Consider the following 20,327-nt stretch of genomic DNA (forward strand, 5'->3'; position numbering starts at 1 on the left):
GCGTTCAACTTTTACAGTTTCCAGCTGAACCAACCCCTCACCCCTACCCCTCTCCCCTCAAGTGGGTAGAGGGAGAAATCTTTGATTTTTTAACCTTTTTGCGCACAAAAAAGCCGCCAGGGGATGAACTTGGCGGCTTTCATTTTGAAATCTGAACCCCCTACTGGCCCTTGACGTTCAAGGTCTGAGCGTCGAGGTGCACAATCACTTCCGACAACGGCTCAGTCGCCGAGGTCGCCAGTATCACCTTATAATCACCCGCCTTGATGTTCCAGGTCTTGCTGGCCGAATCGAAGGTGGCCAGCAGGCGCGGATCAACCGTGATCGTTGCCTTGCCCGACTTGCCAGGCTTCAACATGATCTTCTCGAAGCCCGCCAGGCGCTTTGGCGCTTCCCAGCCGGCATCGCCGACCGGAGAGATGTAGACCTGGCCGACCTCGGCGCCGGCCAGCTTGCCGGTGTTCTTGATCGTGAAGCTGGCCGTCAGCGACTTGCCCGAAGCCTGAGCCGAAAGGCCCGAGAGCTGGAAGGTTGTGTAGCTGAGGCCATGGCCGAAGGCGAACAAAGGCTTGGCGCCACGCTTGTCGAACCACTTGTAGCCGACGGCGGCGCCGTCGATATTGTAGTCGCTGTGCGGATGGCTGTCGTTGTCCAGCTTCACGTCGCCTTCCAGGATCGGACGCGGGGTCTGATCCAGCGAGGCCGGGAAGGTGGCCGGCAGGTGGCCCGACGGGTTGACCTCGCCGGTCAGGACGCGGGCGATGGCTTCACCGCCCGACGTGCCGGGATACCAGGCTTCCAGCACGGCGGCGACATTGTCGACCCACGGCATGACCACGGGGCCGCCAGTTTCCAGCACGACCACGGTCTTCGGATTGGCCTTGGCCACCGCGGCGATCAGGGCGTCCTGATTGTCCGGCAGGTTCAGGTCCGGAGCATCGATCGACTCGCCCGTCCATTGTTCGGCAAACACAATGGCGATATCGGCCGACGCCGCTGCCGCAGCGGCGGCATTGAGATCCTTGCCATCGAGATAGGTCACATTGGCCTTGGTGCGGGCCTGGATGCCCTTCATGGGCGACGACGGATACCAGGTCTTGGGACCCGGGAAGCCCTTGCCGAACTCATCCTTCACCGGCGACAGGCCGATCGGATAAACCTGGGACGAGCCACCGCCCGACAGCACGCCGACATCGGCATGGGCGCCGATAACGACGATCGACTTGGCGGTCTTGGCCAGCGGCAGAACGCCGGTGTTTTTCAGCAGGACGATGCCTTCCTCGGCGCCGGTCTGGGTGACCTTGGCGTGGGCGGCATAGTCGATCTTGTCGGCCTGATCACCCTTGACCACGTTGTCGAACAGGCCGTTGTCGAACATGGCCCACAGCACGCGGCCGGCCATGTCGTCGACTCGCGCCTGGCTGACATAGCCGTTGTTGACGGCTTCGCGCAGGGCGCCTTCGAAATAGTTGGAGCGGTCGAAGGCCCAGCCGGACTGCTGGTCCAGGCCCTGGTTGGCGGCCGGAATGGTCGAGTGGGTTGCACCCCAGTCCGACATGACATAGCCCTTATAGCCCCAGTCCTGCTTCAGCACTTCGTTCAGCAGATAGTTGCTTTCGCAGGCGTAGAAGCCGTTGACGCGGTTGTAGGCGCACATGATCGAGCCCGGATCGCCGATCTCATAGGCGATCTGGAAGGCCAGCAGGTCCGACTGGCGGGCGGCCTGGTCGCTGATTTTGTGGTCGATGGTGAAGCGATTGGTTTCCTGGCCATTGAAGGCGAAGTGCTTCATCGTGGTGATGATGTTGTTCGACTGGATGCCCTTCATGGCATTGCCGGTGATCACGCCGGCCAGCAGGGGGTCTTCACCGCCGTATTCGAAGTTGCGGCCGTTGCGGGCATCACGCATCAGGTTCATGCCGCCGGCCAGTTGCACGTTGAAGCCGGACATCCAGGCTTCGTTGCCGATCATGGCGCCGCCGGCGAAGGCGTTCTTGGGGTTCCACGACGCGGCCGTGGCGATACCCGAGGGCAGGGCGGTGCGCTGGCGCGGGGTGGGCGAAGTCTGGGTGGCGACGCCAACGCCGGCGTCGGTCTGCCATTGGGCCGGGATGCCGAGACGGTCGATTCCCGGGACGAAGCCGGCCGAGAAGGGGAGGCCCTTTTCCGGATAGACGTAGTTCTTGACGGGAGTCTTCTGCCACTGGTTGTCGGTCGAGAAGTAGCCGAACAGCAGGGTCAGCTTCTCGGGCAGGGTCATTTCCTTGAGGACCAGGGCGGTCCGCTCGGAAGCGCTGAGTGCGGTGTTCATCCACGGACGGCTGGCGGTTGATTCGGCCGCGGGCGACGTTTGGGCAAAGACGGCCGGAGCAGCGGCGCCAAACGCCATGAGCGCTGTCAGGGCCGTGGTGGCTGCCAGTTTGCGGGCATAGCGAGGCAGGGCGCCGCGGGCGGCGGATGAGGTCGAAGACATCAGGAAACTCCCAATTATTGTTGTGATGGCGGCACCGTGGTCGGCGCTCGGTTTTTTGCGGGCATAACTGGCTGAGCCTGTTATAGCGAAAAACCGCTGTGGCCAAAGCGAAAAATGCGTGTGCTGCTTCGCCAAATGTCGCGATTGACGGCCGTGTCACGCCCTGGTCAGGCGGATGGCCTTTTCCGGGCAGGTGGCAACACATAACCCACAGGCCTGGCAGGCTTCGGCATGGACGGTGAAGCTTTGTTTCCAACCGTTCAGCGTGCCCTTGACCTGTGCCATGAGTTTTAGGCCGGCGCGCTGTTCAGGTGGAAGGATACCCAACTCGAAGACGTTGTAGGGACAGACATCGACGCAATCGGCCTTGCCGTCGCAGCGGTTGCGGTCGATAACCGGCGTGATGACGCCCGGCGCTTGCGTGCATGTGCTCATCATTCCGGTGTACACCCGCGATCACGATATGGCCATGCTCTTGAAATCCCGCCGTCAACGGACTATCTGTAGAGGTGGCGGGTCTTGCTGCGGCTCTCGTGTCAATCACCATATCCTTCTGACCTTAATCACTTAGAACGGGGACTGTCCCTGATCTGGCCCGTGGGCCTAATCACATGGTTCCCACCTGACTAGTCAGGTCTGAGAGGATTTTAACCGCATTGATACGGTTCCTTCGTGGCGCCGCCAACCTCCTCCTTTGCCGCCACAGCAAGAGGTTTTACGCCTGGCACGGGTGACCTTCGCGGCAACTCCCGTTATTTTTACCGAACGGGCCAGCGCGGGGGATGGAAAAAACATACAAAAAGCGTTAGGAGAGCTGCGATTTTGTCAAAACGACGGAATCGAGATCTCGTGCGCGTACCTTTAAAACGGAGCTGAGCCATGATGGAGCCTGATTGCATGACCATGGCGGATCCGAAGCCCTTGCTGCGCGCAGAAATGAAGCGCCGCCGGGCGCAACTGGCCGCCGCCAATCCGTTGGCCGGCGAACAGGTGGGCGGGCGCGCCGAAGACGCCTTCGAAGCCTGGCCGTCACAGGGCGGTGTGATCGCCGGCTACTGGCCTATCCAGAGTGAAATCAATCCTTTTCCGCTGATGCAGATGTTCGAGGACCGCGGCTATCAGCTGGCTTTGCCGGCTCTAGTCCCCGTGGATGGCGGCTACCGCATGATTTTCCGGATGTTCCGGATCGGTGATGATCTGATCGACGGGCCGTTCGATATTCGTCAGCCTTCGGACGACGCGCAAACCGTCGACCCTGACCTGCTTCTGATGCCGTTGCTGGCCTTCGACGCTGACGGAATTCGTCTGGGCTATGGTGGCGGATACTATGATCGGGCCCTGGCCGATTTGCGGTCGCGGTGCAAGGTTGCCGCCTGGGGAGTCGCTTTTTCCGGGCAACAGCTTGCCGAAACCCCATCAGAGGCGCATGATCAGCCGCTGAATGGAATTTTTACCGAAACCGGCGTCATCGGGATGAACCCTTAGCGCTTCTACCGGTGTGGGGCAGCCCCCACTAGATTTGGATCTCTTATGCGTTTTGCGTTTTTTGGTGACGTGGTGGGGCGCTCAGGCCGGGATGCCCTCAGCGAATACCTCCCTGGCTTGCGCCGCCAACTCGATCTCGAATTTATCATCGTCAATGCCGAGAATGCCTCGGGCGGTTTCGGTCTGTCGGAAAACTCGGCGCGCCAGCTGTTCGATGCCGGCGCCGATTGTCTGACCTTGGGCAACCATTCCTGGGACCAGAAAGAAGCCCTGACCTATATCGTGCGCGAGCCGCGCCTGATCCGGCCGCTCAACTATCCCCCCCTCGCCGTTGCGCCGGGCCGCGGTGCCAATCTGTATGAGACCCAATCCGGCAAACGCATCCTGGTGATGAATGCGCTTGGCCTGGTCCATATGGCGTCGATGGATGATCCCTTCGCCGCCGTCGACAAGCAGTTGGAAGCATGTCCGCTGGGCCTGGCTGCCGACGCAATTGTCGTCGACATGCACTGCGAGGCGACCTCGGAAAAGATGGCCATGGGCCATTTCTGCGACGGCCGCGCCACCCTGGTCATCGGCACGCATACCCATGTGCCGACCGCCGACACCCAGATCCTGCCCAACGGCACCGCCTACCAGACCGATGCCGGCGCCTGTGCCGATTACGACAGCGTCATAGGCATGGACAAGGAAGAGCCGCTGCGCCGCTTTACCACCCGGATGCAGAAGGAACGCTACAAGCCGGCTTCAGGCCCTGCGACGGTGTGCGGCGTCTATGTCGAGAGCGACGATCGCACCGGACTGGCGATACGGATCGAGCCGATCCGTGTGGGTGGACGTCTCAAGGAAGTCATCCCTCAGGTCGCCGTGCTCGCGGGGGCGTGACAAACGCATTTTGTCGCGCTAGAGCAAAGCCCAGCAAACCTTCCTATCGAGATACCCATGGCTGGCCATAGTAAATTCAAGAACATCATGCACCGGAAGGGCCGCGCTGACGCTGTGCGGTCCAAGCTGTTTTCCAAGCTGTCGCGCGACATCACCATCGCCGCCAAGATGGGCATGCCCGATCCGAACATGAATTCGCGCCTGCGCCTGGCCGTCGCCATGGCCAAGGCCGAATCCATGCCCAAGGACAATATCGAGCGCGCCATTAAAAAGGGCGCTGCCGGTGAAGCCGACACCATGGAAGAAATTCGCTACGAAGGCCGCGGCCCGGGCGGGGTTGGCATCATCGTGGAAGTCCTGACCGACAACCGCAACCGTTCCGCCGGCAATGTCCGCTCGTTTTTCACCAAGTACGGCGGCCAGCTTGCTGATACCGGCTCGGTCAGCTTCATGTTCGACCGTGTCGGCGAGATCAAGTACCCGCTGAAGGCCGGCGATGCCGACAAGATTTTCGAAGCGGCCATCGAGGCCGGCGCATCGGACGTCGAGACGGATCCGGGTGATGGCGACGAAGACCTGGGTGGTCACGCCATCTACACGTCGTTCGAAGACTTCAACGAGGTTGCAGAAGCCCTGGCCAAGACCCTTGGCGATCCGGCGTCGACCGGTATCATCTGGAAGCCCCAAGGCCTGACCGCGCTGACCGGCGACCCGGTCAAGACGCTGATGAAGCTGCTCGACGCGCTCAACGACGACGAAGATGTCCAAAACGTTTATACCAATATGGACGTCTCGGATGAAGAACTTGAGGCCCTGGCGTCCTGATTTTAAAGTTCGACTGTCAGGGATATAGCCTGCGAGGCGAACTTCAAAATCAAAAAGGATGCCAGAATTTTTTAGGATTCTCGTGTCGTTTTGATTTCGAAGTTTGCTTCGTACCCGATATCGAAGAGGGGCAAACTTCGAAATCACGACACGATAGGGCGTAATTCCCGTACCGCGCGATCAAGCGTGGCAGAAGGGTTACGCCGGTTGGGGCAATTTGCTGTGGACGTGGATTCCAGGCTTTGACTACCGCCTGAAATGTGCGAAGATGTTTGTTAACCATTTAGAGCACCACGTCCTTTGGGGGATTGCATGAAAGCGTCGATTTTGATCCTGGCCGGTCTGACCGTTTTTACGGCGGTTGGCCTGACGGCTTGCGAAACCACTCCTCGCGAACGGACCCGCTATGTCGATGTCCGTTCCGAACGTGAACGCGCCCAGCAATGCGTCGCGGCCTTCGAGCCGGATGGCAAGGCGCCGCAGGTCATGACCTACGACTCCAAGACCGGCACCGAAGTGCACATGAACCAGGACGGCCGCCGGGTGGATGTTACCGCTCAGAACGCGTCGGACAATACGGCTCTGGGCATGGGCGGCAAGGTCGGCGGCAAGATCCCCGAAGCCTGCACGGACGCCGATCCGCTGCCGGGCGCGGCGCTGCCGAAGGATCGGTCTTACAAGACGACCTGGAACTCGCAGAAGTAAGCTGGTTTATCGGTTTGAGATTTTGAAAGCCCCGGAGCGATCCGGGGCTTTTTTGCGGTCTGAGGAGGGAATATTTTGAACCACGAACCACACGAACAAGCACGAACTTCCGGGTGTGCATGAAAGAGAATGCACCGGGACGTTCGTGAGTTTTGAAGCACAGATGCCTTATCCGTGTCCTGCGCCGCGCAGCGGCATCCGCGCCTTTTCCGTGGTTCAAGCCTTTGCGTAGATTCTCCATCGAACCCGCTGTCCTGAACACTCGGAAGTTCGTGTCCGTTCGTGTGGTTCGTGGTCAAAACCTAAAAAGCAAAAGCCCCGGAACCACGTTCCAGGGCCTTGCTCTCTCACCATCCGGAAATCCGAACCTTACGGCTTGGACTTCAGATCGTTATAGGGAACCGGACCACCCGGAGCCGTGGTTGCAGCGCCATCTGCCGAAGCCACAGTCATGCGTGGCCAGAATTCGTCGAACATGTATTGGTCGTTGGCATCGCCTGGTACGTCAAACTCGGAACCGCGATACCATGGTGTGCACACGCGCTGCGACGGATCAACCGATCCCCACTTCAGGGTCGGGCAGCCTTCGCCGTTGGGGTCGATCTGGTTGTCGACAGCCCGAATTTCGCCGGTCGCCGAAGCCAGGATACCCGCCGTGCGGATGTTGGCGATCTGGTTGCGGCCGACAAAGGCTTCGCCGTCCTGAACGTCGATGCCGATCTCGTTGGCAATGATGGTGTTCTCGATCACCCGTGCGCGGTTCAGGCCCAGCACGATGCCGTGGTCGGAGCGCGCGATCAGGGTGTGCGACAGCAAGGCCTCGCCGGCGCCTTCGATGCTCACGCCCTGCGAGAAATACAGGACCTTCAGATCGTTCATGGTCAGGATCGAACCGCCGCTGTCGAGGCGAATCTCGATGCCGGTCGCGCCTTCGCCACGCTCGAAACCATGCCAGTCGGCCAGTTGCTGGATGCTGACACCCTGCATCTGCGAGTCGCCGTCCAGAACAGCATAGATGCCGCCGGCGGTCGTCGCGATCTGAGAGTTTTCAGCGAACAGGGACGCATTGTTGACCGCCAGAGCGACCGAGCGCGTCTTGGCGATGATATGCGAATTTTCAGTCAGGTTCAGGCGGCCGCCCGATAGATGGACAGCGGCGTCGTCGCCCTGATAGCGGACCTGGGTGTTTTGCAGGGTCAGCTCGGTATTGGAGCCTTCGACCCCCGGCATACCGCCGCTGCGCGGCGCCGAGATGTACATGTCCTTCAGGATGACGTGGTCGGCACCGGAAGAAATTCGGATGGCCGACTCGCCCGGAGGCGCGACCAGGACCGGAATCTGCTGCGGGCCGTAACCCTGGCCGACAATGGTGATCGACTTCTTGATATCCAGGCTTGCGACGCACGACCGGTTCTTGGCCTTCAGGTACAGGACCCCGCCGGAACGGATACGGCCGACCACTTCCTCGACATAGCGCGGATTGGCACGATCGCAATCGACAGTGGCGTCAGCCTGGCCGCGGCCGTGATAGCCGTAGCGAGAACCGCCCTTGTAGTGGCGCGGACCGCAGGTACGCAGTTGCGCGTCCAGAAGCATACCGAAGCAGGGCTTCATATAGCCGCTGACACGAGCGGCACTGCTGCGTTCATAATTGCCGTCACCGGCGACAGCCTGGGGCGCGGAGATGGAGCCCAGCGCCATCGCCACGGCGGCGACAACGCCGAGCCCAAGGCCGGCCCTGACGCGGCCCGAAGGCGAGGTTTCACTGTTCTTGCGCATCCACATGCTTCTTTCCTTGCGCCGTCTTCGTCCTGCCGGACAAAGGCAGCTACGCTTCAATTATCGCCCGCGGCCGTGGCCTTCGGGATCGTAGGACACCTGGCTCAGCACTTCCTGCAGGCGACCCGCCGAGGGACGGAAGCCTGACAAGGCGGCGTCCAACTGCATCACGACCGATTCCGCCTTGTTCTGGTCGGCGACGCCCTGCAGGCCAAGGTCGAAATAGGTCGACATAGCATAACGCGCCTCAGGCGAACCCTGCTTGTCGGCTTGCTTGTACCAGTGGAAGGCGCGGGCATAGTCGACCGGAACGCCGACACCTTCGGAATACATCACTGCCAGAACCAGCTGCGAGCGTGAGTCGCCATTGACGGCGGCCAGTTGGATAGCGCGGACCTTGTCGCGGTTGGTAAGGACGGCGCCGCTGGGCTGACCGGTCATGCCGCGCAGGGCATCGATGGTCTGTTTCGGAACATCCTTGGGCTCGAAACAGGCGATGTCGAGAATATCGAGATAATCGAGCGCCCGCACCACGTGGATGAAGGGCAGTTCGTCCATACGCGACAGGGCATAGGCCGCACCGTCGTCACGAACCGATTCGTCGGAATGCGGCACACCGCCCGGCGGGGTCTCCGGCGGATAGAATTCGTAAGGCGCGACCCAGCGCTTGGCCTTGGCTTCGACGAAGGAGGCGTAGCGGGCGCGGTCAGGCGCCGACTTTTCAAAATCCTTCAGCAGCACATAGGCGCTGACGTCGCCGGTTTCCGAAGCCTTGTAATTATAGAGATAGGCGTCGACATCCGAACGTTCGAACAGGTCGCGGGCGTTGGACAGACCGTAGTTGGCGCCGCGCATATTGGCGCGAATAGCCTGCGAATTGTCCGCCGGCTCGCCCATTGGGCCATATTGCTTGTCGTAGAGGCGGCCCAGAGTGCGGAAACCTTCGGCCCCCATGGTCGCCAGCACATAGGTGACGCGATCGCGGACCTTTTCACGTTCGCCCGAGTCCATCATCGACAGCTGATCGTCCAGCATCTTGTAGGCGCGGGCGCGCTCATAGGCGCGACACTTGTCGAAACGCGATGCCATGGCCCCGCCGCGCGGATCCATCGCCCGATTCATCGGGACATAGCCTTCGGGATTGGTCAGGGCCAGGGTCAGCCAGACCGACGATTCGACGTAATCTTCGAGGTTCTTGTCGCTGGCATTGACGCCTGCGTAGCGATTGGCAAGCTCAAGTTGGGCGAAGAAATCGTTCTTGAAGCCGAGGTGGCGGTAGTAGCGGATTTCTTTTTCCTGGCCGCCGAAGCCACCTTGCTGGAACATATCGGCGGGACGCGGGCAGGCATAACCGCCGGCAACCGAGTCCTTCTTGCTGCGCCACATGCTGTCCCAGGAAAAACCATCGCAGCCGGTCAGGGTGACCGCCAGGCACAAGCTCGCAACGAGCGCTATCCGCATCGGTGCGCGTCCCTTCTGGCTCGCCGAGACCGGCTTCGCGTCCTCACGGACGGTCCCCGACCTCATCTGGTCATGTTCTGACATCAGTAATTGCCCCGACAGCGTCGGCTAACTATGGTTAATACAAACTTGTGTTGAGGAATATGATCACTGTCAAGCGAAGCCCCCCTTAAGGCCGTGCAATCTTGATGAGCGTTGCCGGATTGCCGCGAAAAGATAAACGCGCCGTAAGTGCCCATAATCCCAAACCCCGTGGACGGTGTCCACAGGCGCATCATGCGTCAATTCATTCGGCTTGGCCAGAAAAAAGTGTTAACAACCGCACCTTAAGCTGCGCTTTCGCGCGGAGCGTGCTAGGACGCACGCAAGGGTTTGACAAATACGCTTTTCAGGAGAATTGCGCCGTGCAGAGTGTCCAGGTTCCGGTATCGGGGCAGACGAAAAGCGAAATCTATCAGTACCTTATACGGGACCTTAGAGCGGTTCTGGATGACGAGCCCAATCGTGTTGCCCGAATGGCGACGGTCGTGTCATTGTGTGTCCAGGCCTTTCCGGACTGGTTCTGGACCGGCTTTTATTGCGTGGATGAGGTTAAGAAGACACAGGGTGTCGAAGAACTGGTGGTCGGGCCATATACCGGGACTCTGGGGTGTCTGCGGATCGCCTTCGGACGGGGGGTCTGCGGCACGGCTGCATCCACCCGGACCACGCAAATCGTACCGGATGTCCATGCGTTTCCAGGTCACATTGCGTGCGACTCCAGGTCCAATTCGGAGATTGTGGTACCGGTTTTCGACCAGGCCGGCGAGCTGATCGCGGTGTTCGATGTCGACTCGGAACAATATGACGCCTTCGATGAGACCGACCGTGACGGACTGGAAGACATCATGCAGGTCGTGTTCGCCAGATAGGGCGGGCTGGTCCGGTCAGTCCTGCGGCAGTTCGCGAATTTCCACGACGCCGCCGGCTTCATAGACAGGATTGCCGGCCAGAAACGCGCGCGCGGCGGCGAAGTCCGGCGCCTCGATGCGGATAAAACCGTCCAGATGTGCGGTGGTCTGTGGTGCCGGGCCGTTTTTGCAGAAACAGGCGCCATCGCCGATCCGACTTCCGCCGCGGATGACGCCGGCTGTGCCTAACCGTTCAAAATAGGCGTCCCAGGCCTTTTCGTCGGCGGCAGCACCGGGCGTCACATGCATAAAAAGGATGAAGTCCATGATCGCGCCCTTTCACCTTGCGATTTGATGCCCTGTCGGCTAAACCGCGCGGCACTTTCCATTTAACGCAAAAAGGTCCGTTCCGCACATGGCGCAGCAGTATATTTTCCAGATGCAGGGCCTGACCAAGATCTACCCCGGCGGCAAGAAGATCTTCGAGAACATCTGGCTCTCCTTCTATTCCGACGCCAAGATCGGCGTGGTCGGCGTTAACGGTTCGGGTAAGTCGACCCTGCTGAAGATCATGGCCGGCATCGACAAGGAATTCAACGGCGAAGCCAAGGCCGCCGACGGCACCAAGATGGGCTACCTGGAGCAGGAGCCGCACCTCGACGACAGCCTGAACGTCTGGGAAAACGTCATTTCCTGGTGCGAGGAAAAGAAGATCTTCGATCGCTACAACAAGGTCGCCGAATTGATGGGCGAAGAATATAGCGACGAACTGATGGAGGAGATGAACACCCTCCAGGAAAAGATCGACGCCGGTGACCTGTGGGACATCGACTCACGCATCGAAATGGCCATGGACGCCCTGCGCTGCCCGCCCAATGACTCCGGCGTGACCAAGCTGTCGGGCGGTGAAAAGCGCCGTGTCGCCCTGGCCCGCCTGCTGCTCAGCAAGCCCGACATGCTGCTGCTGGACGAACCGACCAACCACCTCGACGCTGAATCCGTCGCCTGGCTGCAGCACCACCTCGAAAACTTCCCGGGCTGCGTCATCCTGGTTACCCACGACCGTTACTTCCTCAACTTGGTGACCAAGTGGACGCTGGAGCTGGATCGCGGCAAGGGCATTCCGTATGAGGGCAACTATTCCGGCTGGCTGGAACAGAAGCAGAAGCGCGTCGTCCAGGAGCAGTCCGAATCGGAAGCCCGTCAGCGGGCCCTGACCAAGGAACTGGACTGGGTTCGCTCCGGCGCCAAGGCCCGCCAGGCCAAGTCCAAAGCCCGTCTGGCGGCCTATGAGGACATGGTGCGTGAACAGGAAAATTCGCGTCAGGCTCAGAGCTTTGCCACCATCCAGATTCCACCCGGACCGCGTCTTGGCAATCTGGTGCTGGAAGTCACCGACCTGGAAAAGGAATATGGCGACAAGGTCCTCTTCAAGGGCCTGACCTTCCGCCTGCCGCCCAACGGGATTGTGGGGGTCATCGGCCCCAACGGCGCCGGCAAGTCGACCCTGTTCAAGCTGATCACCGGGCAGGAGACGCCCGATTCTGGCACTGTCCGTCTGGGTGAAACCGTCAAGCTGGCCTATGTCGATCAGTCGCGCGACGATCTCGATCCGAGCCATACGGTCTGGCAGGCGATTTCCGGCGGCACCGACATCATGGTGGTCGGCAAGAAGGAAATCAATTCGCGCGCCTATGTCGGCGGCTTCAACTTCAAGGGCGGCGACCAGCAGAAGAAGGTCGGCCTGCTGTCCGGCGGTGAGCGCAACCGTGTCCACCTGGCCAAGACCCTGGCGGCCGGCGGCAATGTCATCCTGCTTGACGAACCGACCAACGATCTGGACATCGAAACCTTGCAAGCCCTGGAAGAGGCTCTGGAAGAGTTCGCCGGCTGCGCCGTGGTTATCTCCCACGACCGCTGGTTCCTGGACCGTCTTGCAACGCACATCCTGGCCTTCGAAGGCGACAGCCACGTCGAATGGTTCGAAGGCAACTTCGAAATGTACGAAGAGGACAAGAAGCGCCGCCTGGGCATCGACAGTCTGATCCCCAAGCGCATCAAATTCCAGAAGTTCGGGCGATAACAGCCAGCGCCGGTCGCAAGATCGGCGCTTTTTCATGAGGCTTGACGTGACGGATGCTCCCCCTGCGCCGGCGATGCGCAATCTGGACCATGAGCAGGCGCTGTGTCAGGCGATAGCCTCGGGCGTTCAGGTCATTCTTCGCTACGACAACGGCAAGAACGACCGTACCTTTGAGCCCTTCGCTGTCTATTACACCACGAAAGAGCGGTCGCGGGTCAGTGTCAGCGGCGTTCAGGTCCGGGATTCCGCCAAGCCCAACGGCCCGTCCACGCCGCAGGCCTTCGACATCTCCAAGATCACACGCATCACCTTGACCAGCAAAAAGTACAAGCCCGATCCCCGGTTTGTGCGTTCTGACCGGCTGTATGCCCACGGAATCATCTGCTGCGCCAAGGTTTAATTCCGCCCCGCTCTTGCGCCGCAACATAAACCTAACCACCTCGGTCACATATTGGTCAGAGAGTCTCACATGTCGCACACGTCGTTGTTTTCACCCTTCCATTCCACGTCGCTTGAGCTCGACAACCGCATCGTCATGGCACCGATGACGCGCAATTTCTCGCCTGGCGGCGTGCCGGACCAAGCCGTGGTCGACTATTACCGCCGCCGCGCCGAATCCGGTGTCGGGCTGATCATCACCGAAGGTACGGTGATCGAGCGTCCGGCCTCCAAGAACGAAGCCAATATCCCCAACATCTACGGCGAAGGCCTGACCGGTTGGGCCAAGGTCGTCGAAGCCGTCCACGCCGCGGGCGGCAAGATCGCGCCCCAGATCTGGCATACCGGCGCTGTGTTCGGGCGTGATGCCACATGGCGGCCGACACCGATGGACAGCCCGTCGGGCATCAGCCTGTCCGAGGAAAGCGTCGGCGAACCGATGTCTGAAGCGGATATTGCGGACACCATCGCTGCCTTCGGCCGCGCAGCGGGTGACGCCAAGCGGCTCGGCTTCGACGCCATCGAACTGCACGGCGCCCACGGTTATCTGATTGACGAATTTTTCTGGGCGCATACCAACCGCCGCACCGACGCCTGGGGTGGCGCGACTATCGGCGAACGCACGCGCTTCGCCGTGGAAGTTTTGAAGGCCGCCCGCGCGGCTGTCGGGCCGGATTTCCCGATCATCATCCGTCTGTCGCAGTGGAAGGGCGGATACTGGGACAACAAGCTGGCCGCCAATCCGGCCGAGATGGAAGCTTGGCTCCAGCCGCTGGTCGATGCCGGCGCCAATATCCTGCACGCTTCGCAGCGCCGCTTCTGGGAGCCGGAATTCGAAGGTTCCGATCTGAATTTTGCTGGCTGGGCCAAGAAGGTCACCGGCGTCCCGACCATCACGGTTGGTTCTGTCGGGCTGAACGGCGAGTTTATCGCGGCCTTTGGCGGCGCCGCTTCTGAACCGCAGTCCCTGGACGAATTGCTAAAGCGGCTGGACCGCGGAGATTTCGATCTGGTCGCCGTTGGCCGAGCCATCCTTAACGACCCGGAATGGGTGGCGAAGGTCCGCGACGGCCGCCAGGACGAACTGAAAGCCTTCAGCCCGGCAGCCTTTGCGACCTTGTACTGAGGTCGACTATCCGTGGCTGTGGAACAGCTCGAGCCTGACCGGCTTGCGCTCCCACAGCCACTCGTGCAGCGGAAAGACCAGGGTCTGCACCAGGGGTTCCAGCAGACCGATTCCGACGGCAATAGCGATATTTCCAGTCAGGATATAGGCCAGGGTCGAGGCCACGGCGACGTGCATGACGCTGTAGGATAAGGTTTTGGCAACGAGACGCATGGTGGTGTTCCTTACGGGTGTCAGGAACTATGCGGCCGAGGTCAGCTCAAATCCAATTGATAATAATTTTCAATTTCGAAAGCTGAAGTTATGTCGAGGCGGTGTAAGCTCCCTCTACCCACTTGAGGGGAGCGGGGGACTCTGCGAACCGAACGTCCTGAACCCCTCAGGCGCGCCGCACCGCGCTGATCGCCTTCACTTCGTTCGGCTCTTTCCCTCTCCCCTCGGGTGGGGAGAGGGAAAGAAAGACTTATTTCGTAACGATTTGAGCGGTCTTCGCCGCCGCTTCCGTCGCCTTCTGCGCTTCGAAATTGCCGTAGCCGATCACAACCGTAGAACCGACCAGCAATCCGATCCCCAGCCATACCAGGGCCTGGGTCTTGAACGACGTACCCTTCCATTCCTTCAGGGCAAAGCCCCACAGGGTTGAGAACAGGATGATCGACGCCATGTGCAGGGTCCAGCTCGAGAAACCGAACGCACCCATCTGGCTTTCGCCCATGGAGTAGAAGAAGAACTGGAAGTACCACAGGGTGCCGCCAAACGCCGCCAGCAGGTAGTTGGGCAGAAGCGGTACCTTTTCACCGGTTGGCGTCTTGCCGATCCAGTTGCCGGCCGACCTGTTCTTCAGGATCAGATAGCCCGACCAGAGGAAGTTGGTCAGGAAACCGCCGATCAACACCACGCACAGCACCGGCAGGCCGACCCACAGCGGGCCGGTCCCGGCGGCTGCGGACAGTGCCTTGATCTGGTCGCCTTCCTGCAGCCCGAAGGCGAAGAAGCTCGACATCACGCCGCACAGGATGGCGATCAGCAGGCCCTTGACCAGGTGGAACTCCTCCAGGCCTTCCTTTTCGCCGGGGATTTCCTTTTCCTTGCTGTGGCCAGCGCGGGCCACGACCAGAATGCCGATCAGCACCAGACCGACGCCGATAAAGGTGTAGAGGCTGCCGGGCTTGGCGGCCAGTTCACCCAGTTCGCCGGTGACAATGGGCGGACCTAAGGTGCCGATAGCCGTGCACAGGCCCAGCGCCACGGCCATGCCGAGCGACAGGCCGAGATAGCGCATGGTCAGGCCGAAGGTCAGCCCACCGACACCCCAGGCCGCGCCATAGGCGATACAGGCCATGATTTCGTCACGGGGTGTGCGGCCGAGCACGCCGAGGAGGTCCTGAGTTTGCAGGAAGGCAAAAAACCACGGCGCCAGCACCCACGAAAAGATGCCGCCGGTTAGCCAGAAAATCTCCCACGACCACAGTTTGATGCGTTTGTAAGGCACGTAAAAGCTGGCCGAGGCGAGGCCGCCCAGCCAGTGAAAAATCACGCCCACCAAGGGGTTCGGTGTCATATCGTTGTCTTCTTTCTCGCCCTTATCGCTTCGCTGCATGAGGACATTTTAGTGGCCCTACCGCTTCGCTGCTTGAGGGCTATATCCTATATAGGCGTTCCGCATTCGCCGCGAACATCGCGTCCCGTTCTTGTCGGCTGAACTTGGTTGTCAGCTCGTCGTAGGTATTCAGTTGCCGCGCATAGCCGTTGAACAGCTTATCCGTCGGGAAGTCGCTGGCGAACATGACGCGCGCCGGCGTGAAGATGTCGATGGTCTCCAGGATCAGCGACGCGATGCTGTCAGCCGTCCAGTTCCGGTCGATAAAACCGAGGCCGGAGATCTTGACCGCGACATGCGGCAGTTCCGCCAGCTTGCGCATACCCGCGCGCCAGGCTTCGACGTCGTCGACCGGCATGCCCATATGGTTGATCATCACCGCGATATCGGGATGGTTCTTCGCCACCTCATAGGCCTGCAGCATCTGGACCGGATAGATTTGCAGGTCGAAGCTTAGGCTGTATTTGGCCAGCAGGGCATAGCCCTTGGCCAACTGCGGATCATCGAACAGGTTGTCCGGCCCGTAGGTCAAGCGTGGGTCGGGATGCCAGTTCAGGATATGGCGGATACCGCGGACCTTGGGACTCTCGACATGCGCAGCCAACAAGCCTTCGACATCAAGATCGTTCAGCGCCGCAAAGGCGACGATGGCGTCCGGACCGCCGGGCAGGTCTTGCAGCCAGCGTGTTTCAGCCAGGGCGTCGTCCGGGTGGGCGCCGGCATCGATATGGACGGTCTTGGTGACGTTGAAACCGGCGGCATCGCCGCGATAGTCTGCCGGCAGGTAGTCGCGGGCGATGGGCTCGACCGAACCGTTGGGACCATCGTCCGAAAACGGCGGGGTCAGCCACGGATAACGAATGTGGGAAAGCTGCCGAATCTGCCAAAGATGGATGTGGGCGTCGACGAAACGCTCTATGGTCATCTGGACGGTTCCTGGTGTTTATCCCATTTATTATGACGAAACCATACTATGTGGGAGCAGTGAGTCAAGGCAATTGAAGGCTGGAAAACAGTTTCACATGATACTATGCTGCACCCAACGGAGGACATCATGGCGGCCTATCTGAGTGGTTTCGGTAATCATTTCGCCACCGAAGCGGTGCCCGGCGCCCTTCCTGTCGGGCGCAATTCGCCGCAGCAGGTGCCGTTCGGTCTCTATGCCGAACAGGTTTCCGGCACGGCGTTTACGGCGCCGCGCAGCGACAACCGCCGTACCTGGTTTTACCGCCTGCGCCCCAGCGCCCAGCATCCGCCGTTTCAACAGATGGAGACCGCAGAACGCTGGCAAAGCGCGCCACTTTTCACCGCGGTAACGCCGAACCGCCTGCGCTGGTCGCCATTGGCAATCAAGGGGGAACACGACTTTCTCGATGGGATGGTGACCTATGCCGGCGCCGGTGACGTCACCACGCAGGCAGGCGTCGTCATCAGCCTGTATACGGCCACACGCAGCATGGACCGCGTCTTGTTCAACACCGACGCCGAGATGGTCATCGTGCCGCAGCAGGGCTTGTTGCGCCTGATCACCGAGTGCGGCGTGCTGGAGGTCGAACCCCTCCAGATCGGTGTCATTCCGCGCGGCCTGAAGTTCCGGGTCGAGGTGTCGGGGCCGTCGCGTGGCTATGTGTGCGAAAACTACGGCGCACCGTTCCGTCTCCCCGACCTGGGGCCAATCGGCGCCAACGGCCTGGCCAATCCGCGTGATTTCGAAACACCCGTGGCGGCGTTCGAAGACGTCGACGGCCCGCACATCCTGGTGCAGAAATTTATGGGCGATCTCTGGACGACGACCCTGGACCATTCGCCGTTTGACGTCGTTGCCTGGCACGGCAATCATGCACCGTACCGCTATGATCTGCGCCGGTTTAACACCGTCAACACGGTCAGTTTCGACCACCCCGACCCGTCGATTTTCACCGTCCTGACCTCGCCGTCCGATACGCCGGGCACGGCTAATTGCGACTTTGTCATCTTCCCGCCGCGCTGGATGGTGGCCGAAGACACCTTCCGGCCGCCCTGGTTCCACCGCAACATCATGAGCGAATTCATGGGGCTGATCGAAGGCGAGTACGATGCGAAGGCCGAGGGCTTTGCGCCGGGCGGGTCGTCGCTGCACAACTGCATGAACGCCCACGGTCCCGACCGCGACAGCTATGCGAAGGCCATCGCCGCCGAACTGAAACCGCACCGCATCGCGGATACCATGGCCTTTATGTTTGAAACCCGCTGGGTGCTGGTTCCCACCACGCTTGCCGCAACGACGGCGCAAATGGACTATGACGCCTGCTGGGGCGGATTTGAGAAAGCGAAATTGCCCAAATGACCGGAATGATCGACGAGACCCATAATCCGAACCTGACCAGTTGGGTCGCCGATGCCAACGGCCATGGCGACTTCCCGATCCAGAACCTGCCGTTTGGGCTGTTCAGCCCGGCCGACGAAGCCCCACGGCCCGGCGTGGCCATCGGCGATCACATCATCGAACTGGAAGCCCTGGCCGCGGCCGGCCTGATCGGCGAGGCCCCACGCGATCTTTCTGATGTGCTGGGGACACCGGCCCTGCGCAAGACCCTGCGCCAACAGATGTCGAAACTGCTGAGCGATCCGCAATATCGTGCCGTCGCGCAAGCCTATCTCCATCGGGCGGCAGACTGCACCGTGCACCTGCCTGTACGGATCGGCGACTATACCGACTTCTATGTCGGCATTCACCACGCCAAGGCCGTCGGCGCGCTGTTTCGGCCGGACAACCCTCTTCTGCCCAACTACAAACACGTGCCGATCGGGTATCACGGCCGCGCCTCCAGCATCCGGCCATCCGGCGTGCCCGTCGTTCGCCCCCACGGCCAGACCAAACCCGCCGATAGCGATGTGCCGGTCTACGGACCGTGCAAACGACTCGATCTCGAGCTCGAACTGGGACTGTGGATCGGTGGCGGCAATGACCTGGGCCGGCCCATTCCGCTGGAGGAAGCCGAGGCGCATATTGCAGGTCTGTGCCTGCTCAACGACTGGTCGGCGCGCGATGTCCAGGCCTGGGAATACCAGCCGCTGGGACCTTTCCTGGCCAAGAACTTCCACTCAACGATTTCGCCCTGGGTCGTTACCGCGGAAGCGCTGGAACCGTTCCGGGTAGCCGCCTTGCCGCGGCCTGACGGCGATCCGGAACCCTTGCCCTATCTGCGTGGCGAGAGCACGGTGTACAATGTCGAGCTGGAAGTCCACATCCAGACAGCCGCCATGCGCGACCAGGGCCTGGCGCCACACGTGTTGAGCCGCAGCAGTGCGCGGGACGCCATGTACTGGACGCCGGCCCAGATCGTCACGCACCACGCCAGCAATGGCTGCAACCTGACGACCGGCGATCTGCTGGGCACGGGGACGCTTTCCGGACCGCAGCCGGAACAAGCCGGCAGTCTGCTGGAACTGAGCCATGGCGGCAAGGTGCCGGTTGAACTGGCATCCGGCGAAATGCGGCGCTTCCTTGAAAACGGCGACGAAATCTGGCTCATCGGTCGTGCTGTCGCAGACGGATATGTCACCATCGGATTCGGTGACTGCATGGCGCAAATCAGAGGTTAGTGCATGTGCGAATTTGATGATTTTCCGCAACCCGGGCGCAAACGCATCGTCGTACCAGCCGCCGTCGGCCAGTTGGGCACCGACCTGCCCGACTTCGAAACGGACGCCTTGAAACAACTGTCGTCCGGCGCGGTCCTGATGATGGGGGACAATTCCGCCTTACCGAAAATGCCGGCGGCGCCGACCCTGCACGACTTCTTCCGCCACCGCCTGCTTTTGCTGGGCGCCACAGGACGGCATCTGTTGATCTCGGCGCAGAAAGCTCTGGAAGCCGGCCTGGATGAAGACGTGGTGCTGGCGGTGCTGTTGCATGATATTTCGTTGCCCTGCCTGGTCCGGACGGATCACGGCTATTGGGGCGCCCAGATGATCGCCCCCTATGTCAGCGAAAAGGTCGCCTGGGCGGTGCAGTATCACCAGGCTTTGCGCTATTTTGCCGACGAGCCCAATGGCTATCCGTACCCGGAGAACTACAATCGCTTCTTCGGGCCGGACTATATGCCGCCGGAGTATATCCGCCGGGATGCGGAGTTTGCGCGGGCGCACCGCTGGTACATGGCGTCGCGCCAGGTGACCATCTTCGACACCTATCTGTTCGACAAGGGCCCCTTGCCAGATCTGGAGATGTTCGACGACATCATAGGGCGTCATTTCAAAACGCCGAAGGAAGGGTTGGGCTTCGACGGTTCGCCCGTCGCGCATATGTGGCGGACCATGATCTGGCCGAATAACTTTTTGTAAGTCATAGGCATTTACGGTTAGCTGCAAAGATTCGCCCGAAGTGGGCTGTCATACCTGGAAGGAGTCTTGCTTCTCCTCCCCATTCCATGGGGAGGGGGACCGCGAAGCGGTGGAGGGGTATCTATCTGAAGGTTTTGAAACTCATTTCAAAAGTTAAGTTCTACCCAATTCGTTCTAATCCTGACGCTCGGGCGGCGAGAGCTCATACCTGTACCCCTCCACCGCTTCGCGGTACCCCTCCCCACTTCGTA

At 60.7% G+C, this 20,327-nt stretch carries 19 protein-coding genes; 11 read left to right on the forward strand and 8 right to left on the reverse strand.

All coding sequences use genetic code 11. From position 1 onward, the window contains the following. Nucleotides 1-160: 160 nt before the first annotated feature. Together ABI_RS05300 and ABI_RS05305 are read right to left on the reverse strand one after the other, a co-directional pair. Nucleotides 161-2,473, reverse strand: coding sequence for a beta-glucosidase (locus ABI_RS05300; RefSeq protein ID WP_006271824.1), 2,313 nt, complete (start codon nucleotides 2,471-2,473; stop codon nucleotides 161-163). Nucleotides 2,474-2,629: 156 nt separating this feature from the next. Next, a complete protein-coding gene (locus ABI_RS05305) occupies nucleotides 2,630-2,911 on the reverse strand; it encodes a 4Fe-4S dicluster domain-containing protein (protein WP_006271825.1) in 282 nt (93 codons plus the stop codon). A 441-nt stretch (nucleotides 2,912-3,352) separates the two neighbouring features. Between ABI_RS05305 and ABI_RS05310 the strand changes: the two genes are divergently transcribed. From ABI_RS05310 to ABI_RS05325, 4 genes are all read left to right on the forward strand, one after another. Beyond that, a complete protein-coding gene (locus ABI_RS05310; RefSeq protein ID WP_006271826.1) occupies nucleotides 3,353-3,958 on the forward strand; it encodes a 5-formyltetrahydrofolate cyclo-ligase in 606 nt (201 codons plus the stop codon). 45 nt (nucleotides 3,959-4,003) lie between these two features. After that, on the forward strand, nucleotides 4,004-4,843 hold the full coding sequence (locus tag ABI_RS05315; RefSeq protein ID WP_006271827.1) for a TIGR00282 family metallophosphoesterase: 840 nt from the start codon (nucleotides 4,004-4,006) through the stop codon (nucleotides 4,841-4,843). Between the two features lie 57 nt (nucleotides 4,844-4,900). Beyond that, entirely contained in the window at nucleotides 4,901-5,668 is a 768-nt protein-coding gene (locus ABI_RS05320; protein WP_006271828.1) for a YebC/PmpR family DNA-binding transcriptional regulator, read from the forward strand. 312 nt (nucleotides 5,669-5,980) lie between these two features. Continuing rightward, on the forward strand, nucleotides 5,981-6,373 hold the full coding sequence (locus ABI_RS05325; protein ID WP_006271829.1) for a hypothetical protein: 393 nt from the start codon (nucleotides 5,981-5,983) through the stop codon (nucleotides 6,371-6,373). 369 nt (nucleotides 6,374-6,742) lie between these two features. Here ABI_RS05325 and ABI_RS05330 read toward each other — a convergent pair whose 3' ends face one another. Both ABI_RS05330 and ABI_RS05335 read right to left on the reverse strand, forming a co-directional pair. Next, on the reverse strand, nucleotides 6,743-8,152 hold the full coding sequence (locus tag ABI_RS05330) for a right-handed parallel beta-helix repeat-containing protein (protein WP_006271830.1): 1,410 nt from the start codon (nucleotides 8,150-8,152) through the stop codon (nucleotides 6,743-6,745). Nucleotides 8,153-8,212: 60 nt separating this feature from the next. Beyond that, nucleotides 8,213-9,613: a tetratricopeptide repeat protein gene (locus ABI_RS05335; RefSeq protein WP_006271831.1), complete on the reverse strand. Its 1,401-nt coding sequence runs from the start codon at nucleotides 9,611-9,613 to the stop codon at nucleotides 8,213-8,215. A gap of 404 nt (nucleotides 9,614-10,017) precedes the next feature. Here ABI_RS05335 and msrC point away from each other — a divergent pair, with 404 nt between their 5' ends. Further along, complete coding sequence (msrC, locus tag ABI_RS24885; protein ID WP_006271832.1) at nucleotides 10,018-10,524, forward strand: free L-methionine (R)-S-oxide reductase MsrC; 507 nt, start codon at nucleotides 10,018-10,020, stop codon at nucleotides 10,522-10,524. A gap of 15 nt (nucleotides 10,525-10,539) precedes the next feature. Here the strand turns inward: msrC and ABI_RS05345 are convergent, their stop codons facing one another. Continuing rightward, a complete protein-coding gene (locus ABI_RS05345) occupies nucleotides 10,540-10,830 on the reverse strand; it encodes a YciI family protein (RefSeq protein WP_006271833.1) in 291 nt (96 codons plus the stop codon). 88 nt (nucleotides 10,831-10,918) lie between these two features. Here ABI_RS05345 and ettA point away from each other — a divergent pair, with 88 nt between their 5' ends. The 3 genes from ettA (at nucleotide 10,919) to ABI_RS05360 (ending at nucleotide 14,150) form a co-directional block, all read left to right on the forward strand. After that, complete coding sequence (gene ettA / locus ABI_RS05350) at nucleotides 10,919-12,586, forward strand: energy-dependent translational throttle protein EttA (RefSeq protein ID WP_006271834.1); 1,668 nt, start codon at nucleotides 10,919-10,921, stop codon at nucleotides 12,584-12,586. Nucleotides 12,587-12,632: 46 nt separating this feature from the next. After that, nucleotides 12,633-12,986, forward strand: coding sequence for a hypothetical protein (locus ABI_RS05355; RefSeq protein WP_157138706.1), 354 nt, complete (start codon nucleotides 12,633-12,635; stop codon nucleotides 12,984-12,986). Between the two features lie 69 nt (nucleotides 12,987-13,055). Continuing rightward, nucleotides 13,056-14,150 (forward strand): NADH:flavin oxidoreductase, encoded by a 1,095-nt coding sequence (locus ABI_RS05360; RefSeq protein ID WP_006271836.1) that lies wholly within the window; start codon nucleotides 13,056-13,058, stop codon nucleotides 14,148-14,150. A gap of 6 nt (nucleotides 14,151-14,156) precedes the next feature. Here the strand turns inward: ABI_RS05360 and ABI_RS05365 are convergent, their stop codons facing one another. The 3 genes from ABI_RS05365 to ABI_RS05375 form a co-directional block, all read right to left on the reverse strand. After that, nucleotides 14,157-14,363 (reverse strand): DUF2061 domain-containing protein, encoded by a 207-nt coding sequence (locus tag ABI_RS05365; RefSeq protein WP_006271837.1) that lies wholly within the window; start codon nucleotides 14,361-14,363, stop codon nucleotides 14,157-14,159. A gap of 250 nt (nucleotides 14,364-14,613) precedes the next feature. After that, on the reverse strand, nucleotides 14,614-15,711 hold the full coding sequence (gene rhaT, locus ABI_RS05370) for an L-rhamnose/proton symporter RhaT (RefSeq protein WP_040308949.1): 1,098 nt from the start codon (nucleotides 15,709-15,711) through the stop codon (nucleotides 14,614-14,616). A 79-nt stretch (nucleotides 15,712-15,790) separates the two neighbouring features. Continuing rightward, complete coding sequence (locus ABI_RS05375) at nucleotides 15,791-16,675, reverse strand: amidohydrolase family protein (RefSeq protein WP_006271839.1); 885 nt, start codon at nucleotides 16,673-16,675, stop codon at nucleotides 15,791-15,793. A gap of 129 nt (nucleotides 16,676-16,804) precedes the next feature. On the opposite strand from ABI_RS05375, the gene hmgA reads away from it, so the two are divergent. From hmgA to ABI_RS23420, 3 genes are read left to right on the forward strand one after another with little or no spacing between them, the layout of a single operon-like run. Next, nucleotides 16,805-18,076 carry a homogentisate 1,2-dioxygenase gene (gene hmgA / locus ABI_RS05380; RefSeq protein ID WP_006271840.1) on the forward strand — a complete coding sequence of 424 codons (1,272 nt, stop codon included), beginning with the start codon at nucleotides 16,805-16,807 and terminating at the stop codon, nucleotides 18,074-18,076. Beyond that, nucleotides 18,073-19,335, forward strand: a complete 1,263-nt coding sequence (gene fahA, locus ABI_RS05385) for a fumarylacetoacetase (protein ID WP_040308612.1) — start codon at nucleotides 18,073-18,075, stop codon at nucleotides 19,333-19,335. Before hmgA ends, fahA begins: the two co-directional genes overlap by 4 nt. Nucleotides 19,336-19,338: 3 nt before the next feature. Further along, a complete protein-coding gene (locus tag ABI_RS23420) occupies nucleotides 19,339-20,076 on the forward strand; it encodes a hypothetical protein (RefSeq protein WP_006271842.1) in 738 nt (245 codons plus the stop codon). The last annotated feature ends 251 nt before the right edge of the window (nucleotides 20,077-20,327 follow it).

Source organism: Asticcacaulis biprosthecium C19, assembly GCF_000204015.1.
In the GTDB taxonomy this organism is placed as follows: Bacteria; Pseudomonadota; Alphaproteobacteria; order Caulobacterales; family Caulobacteraceae; genus Asticcacaulis; species Asticcacaulis biprosthecius.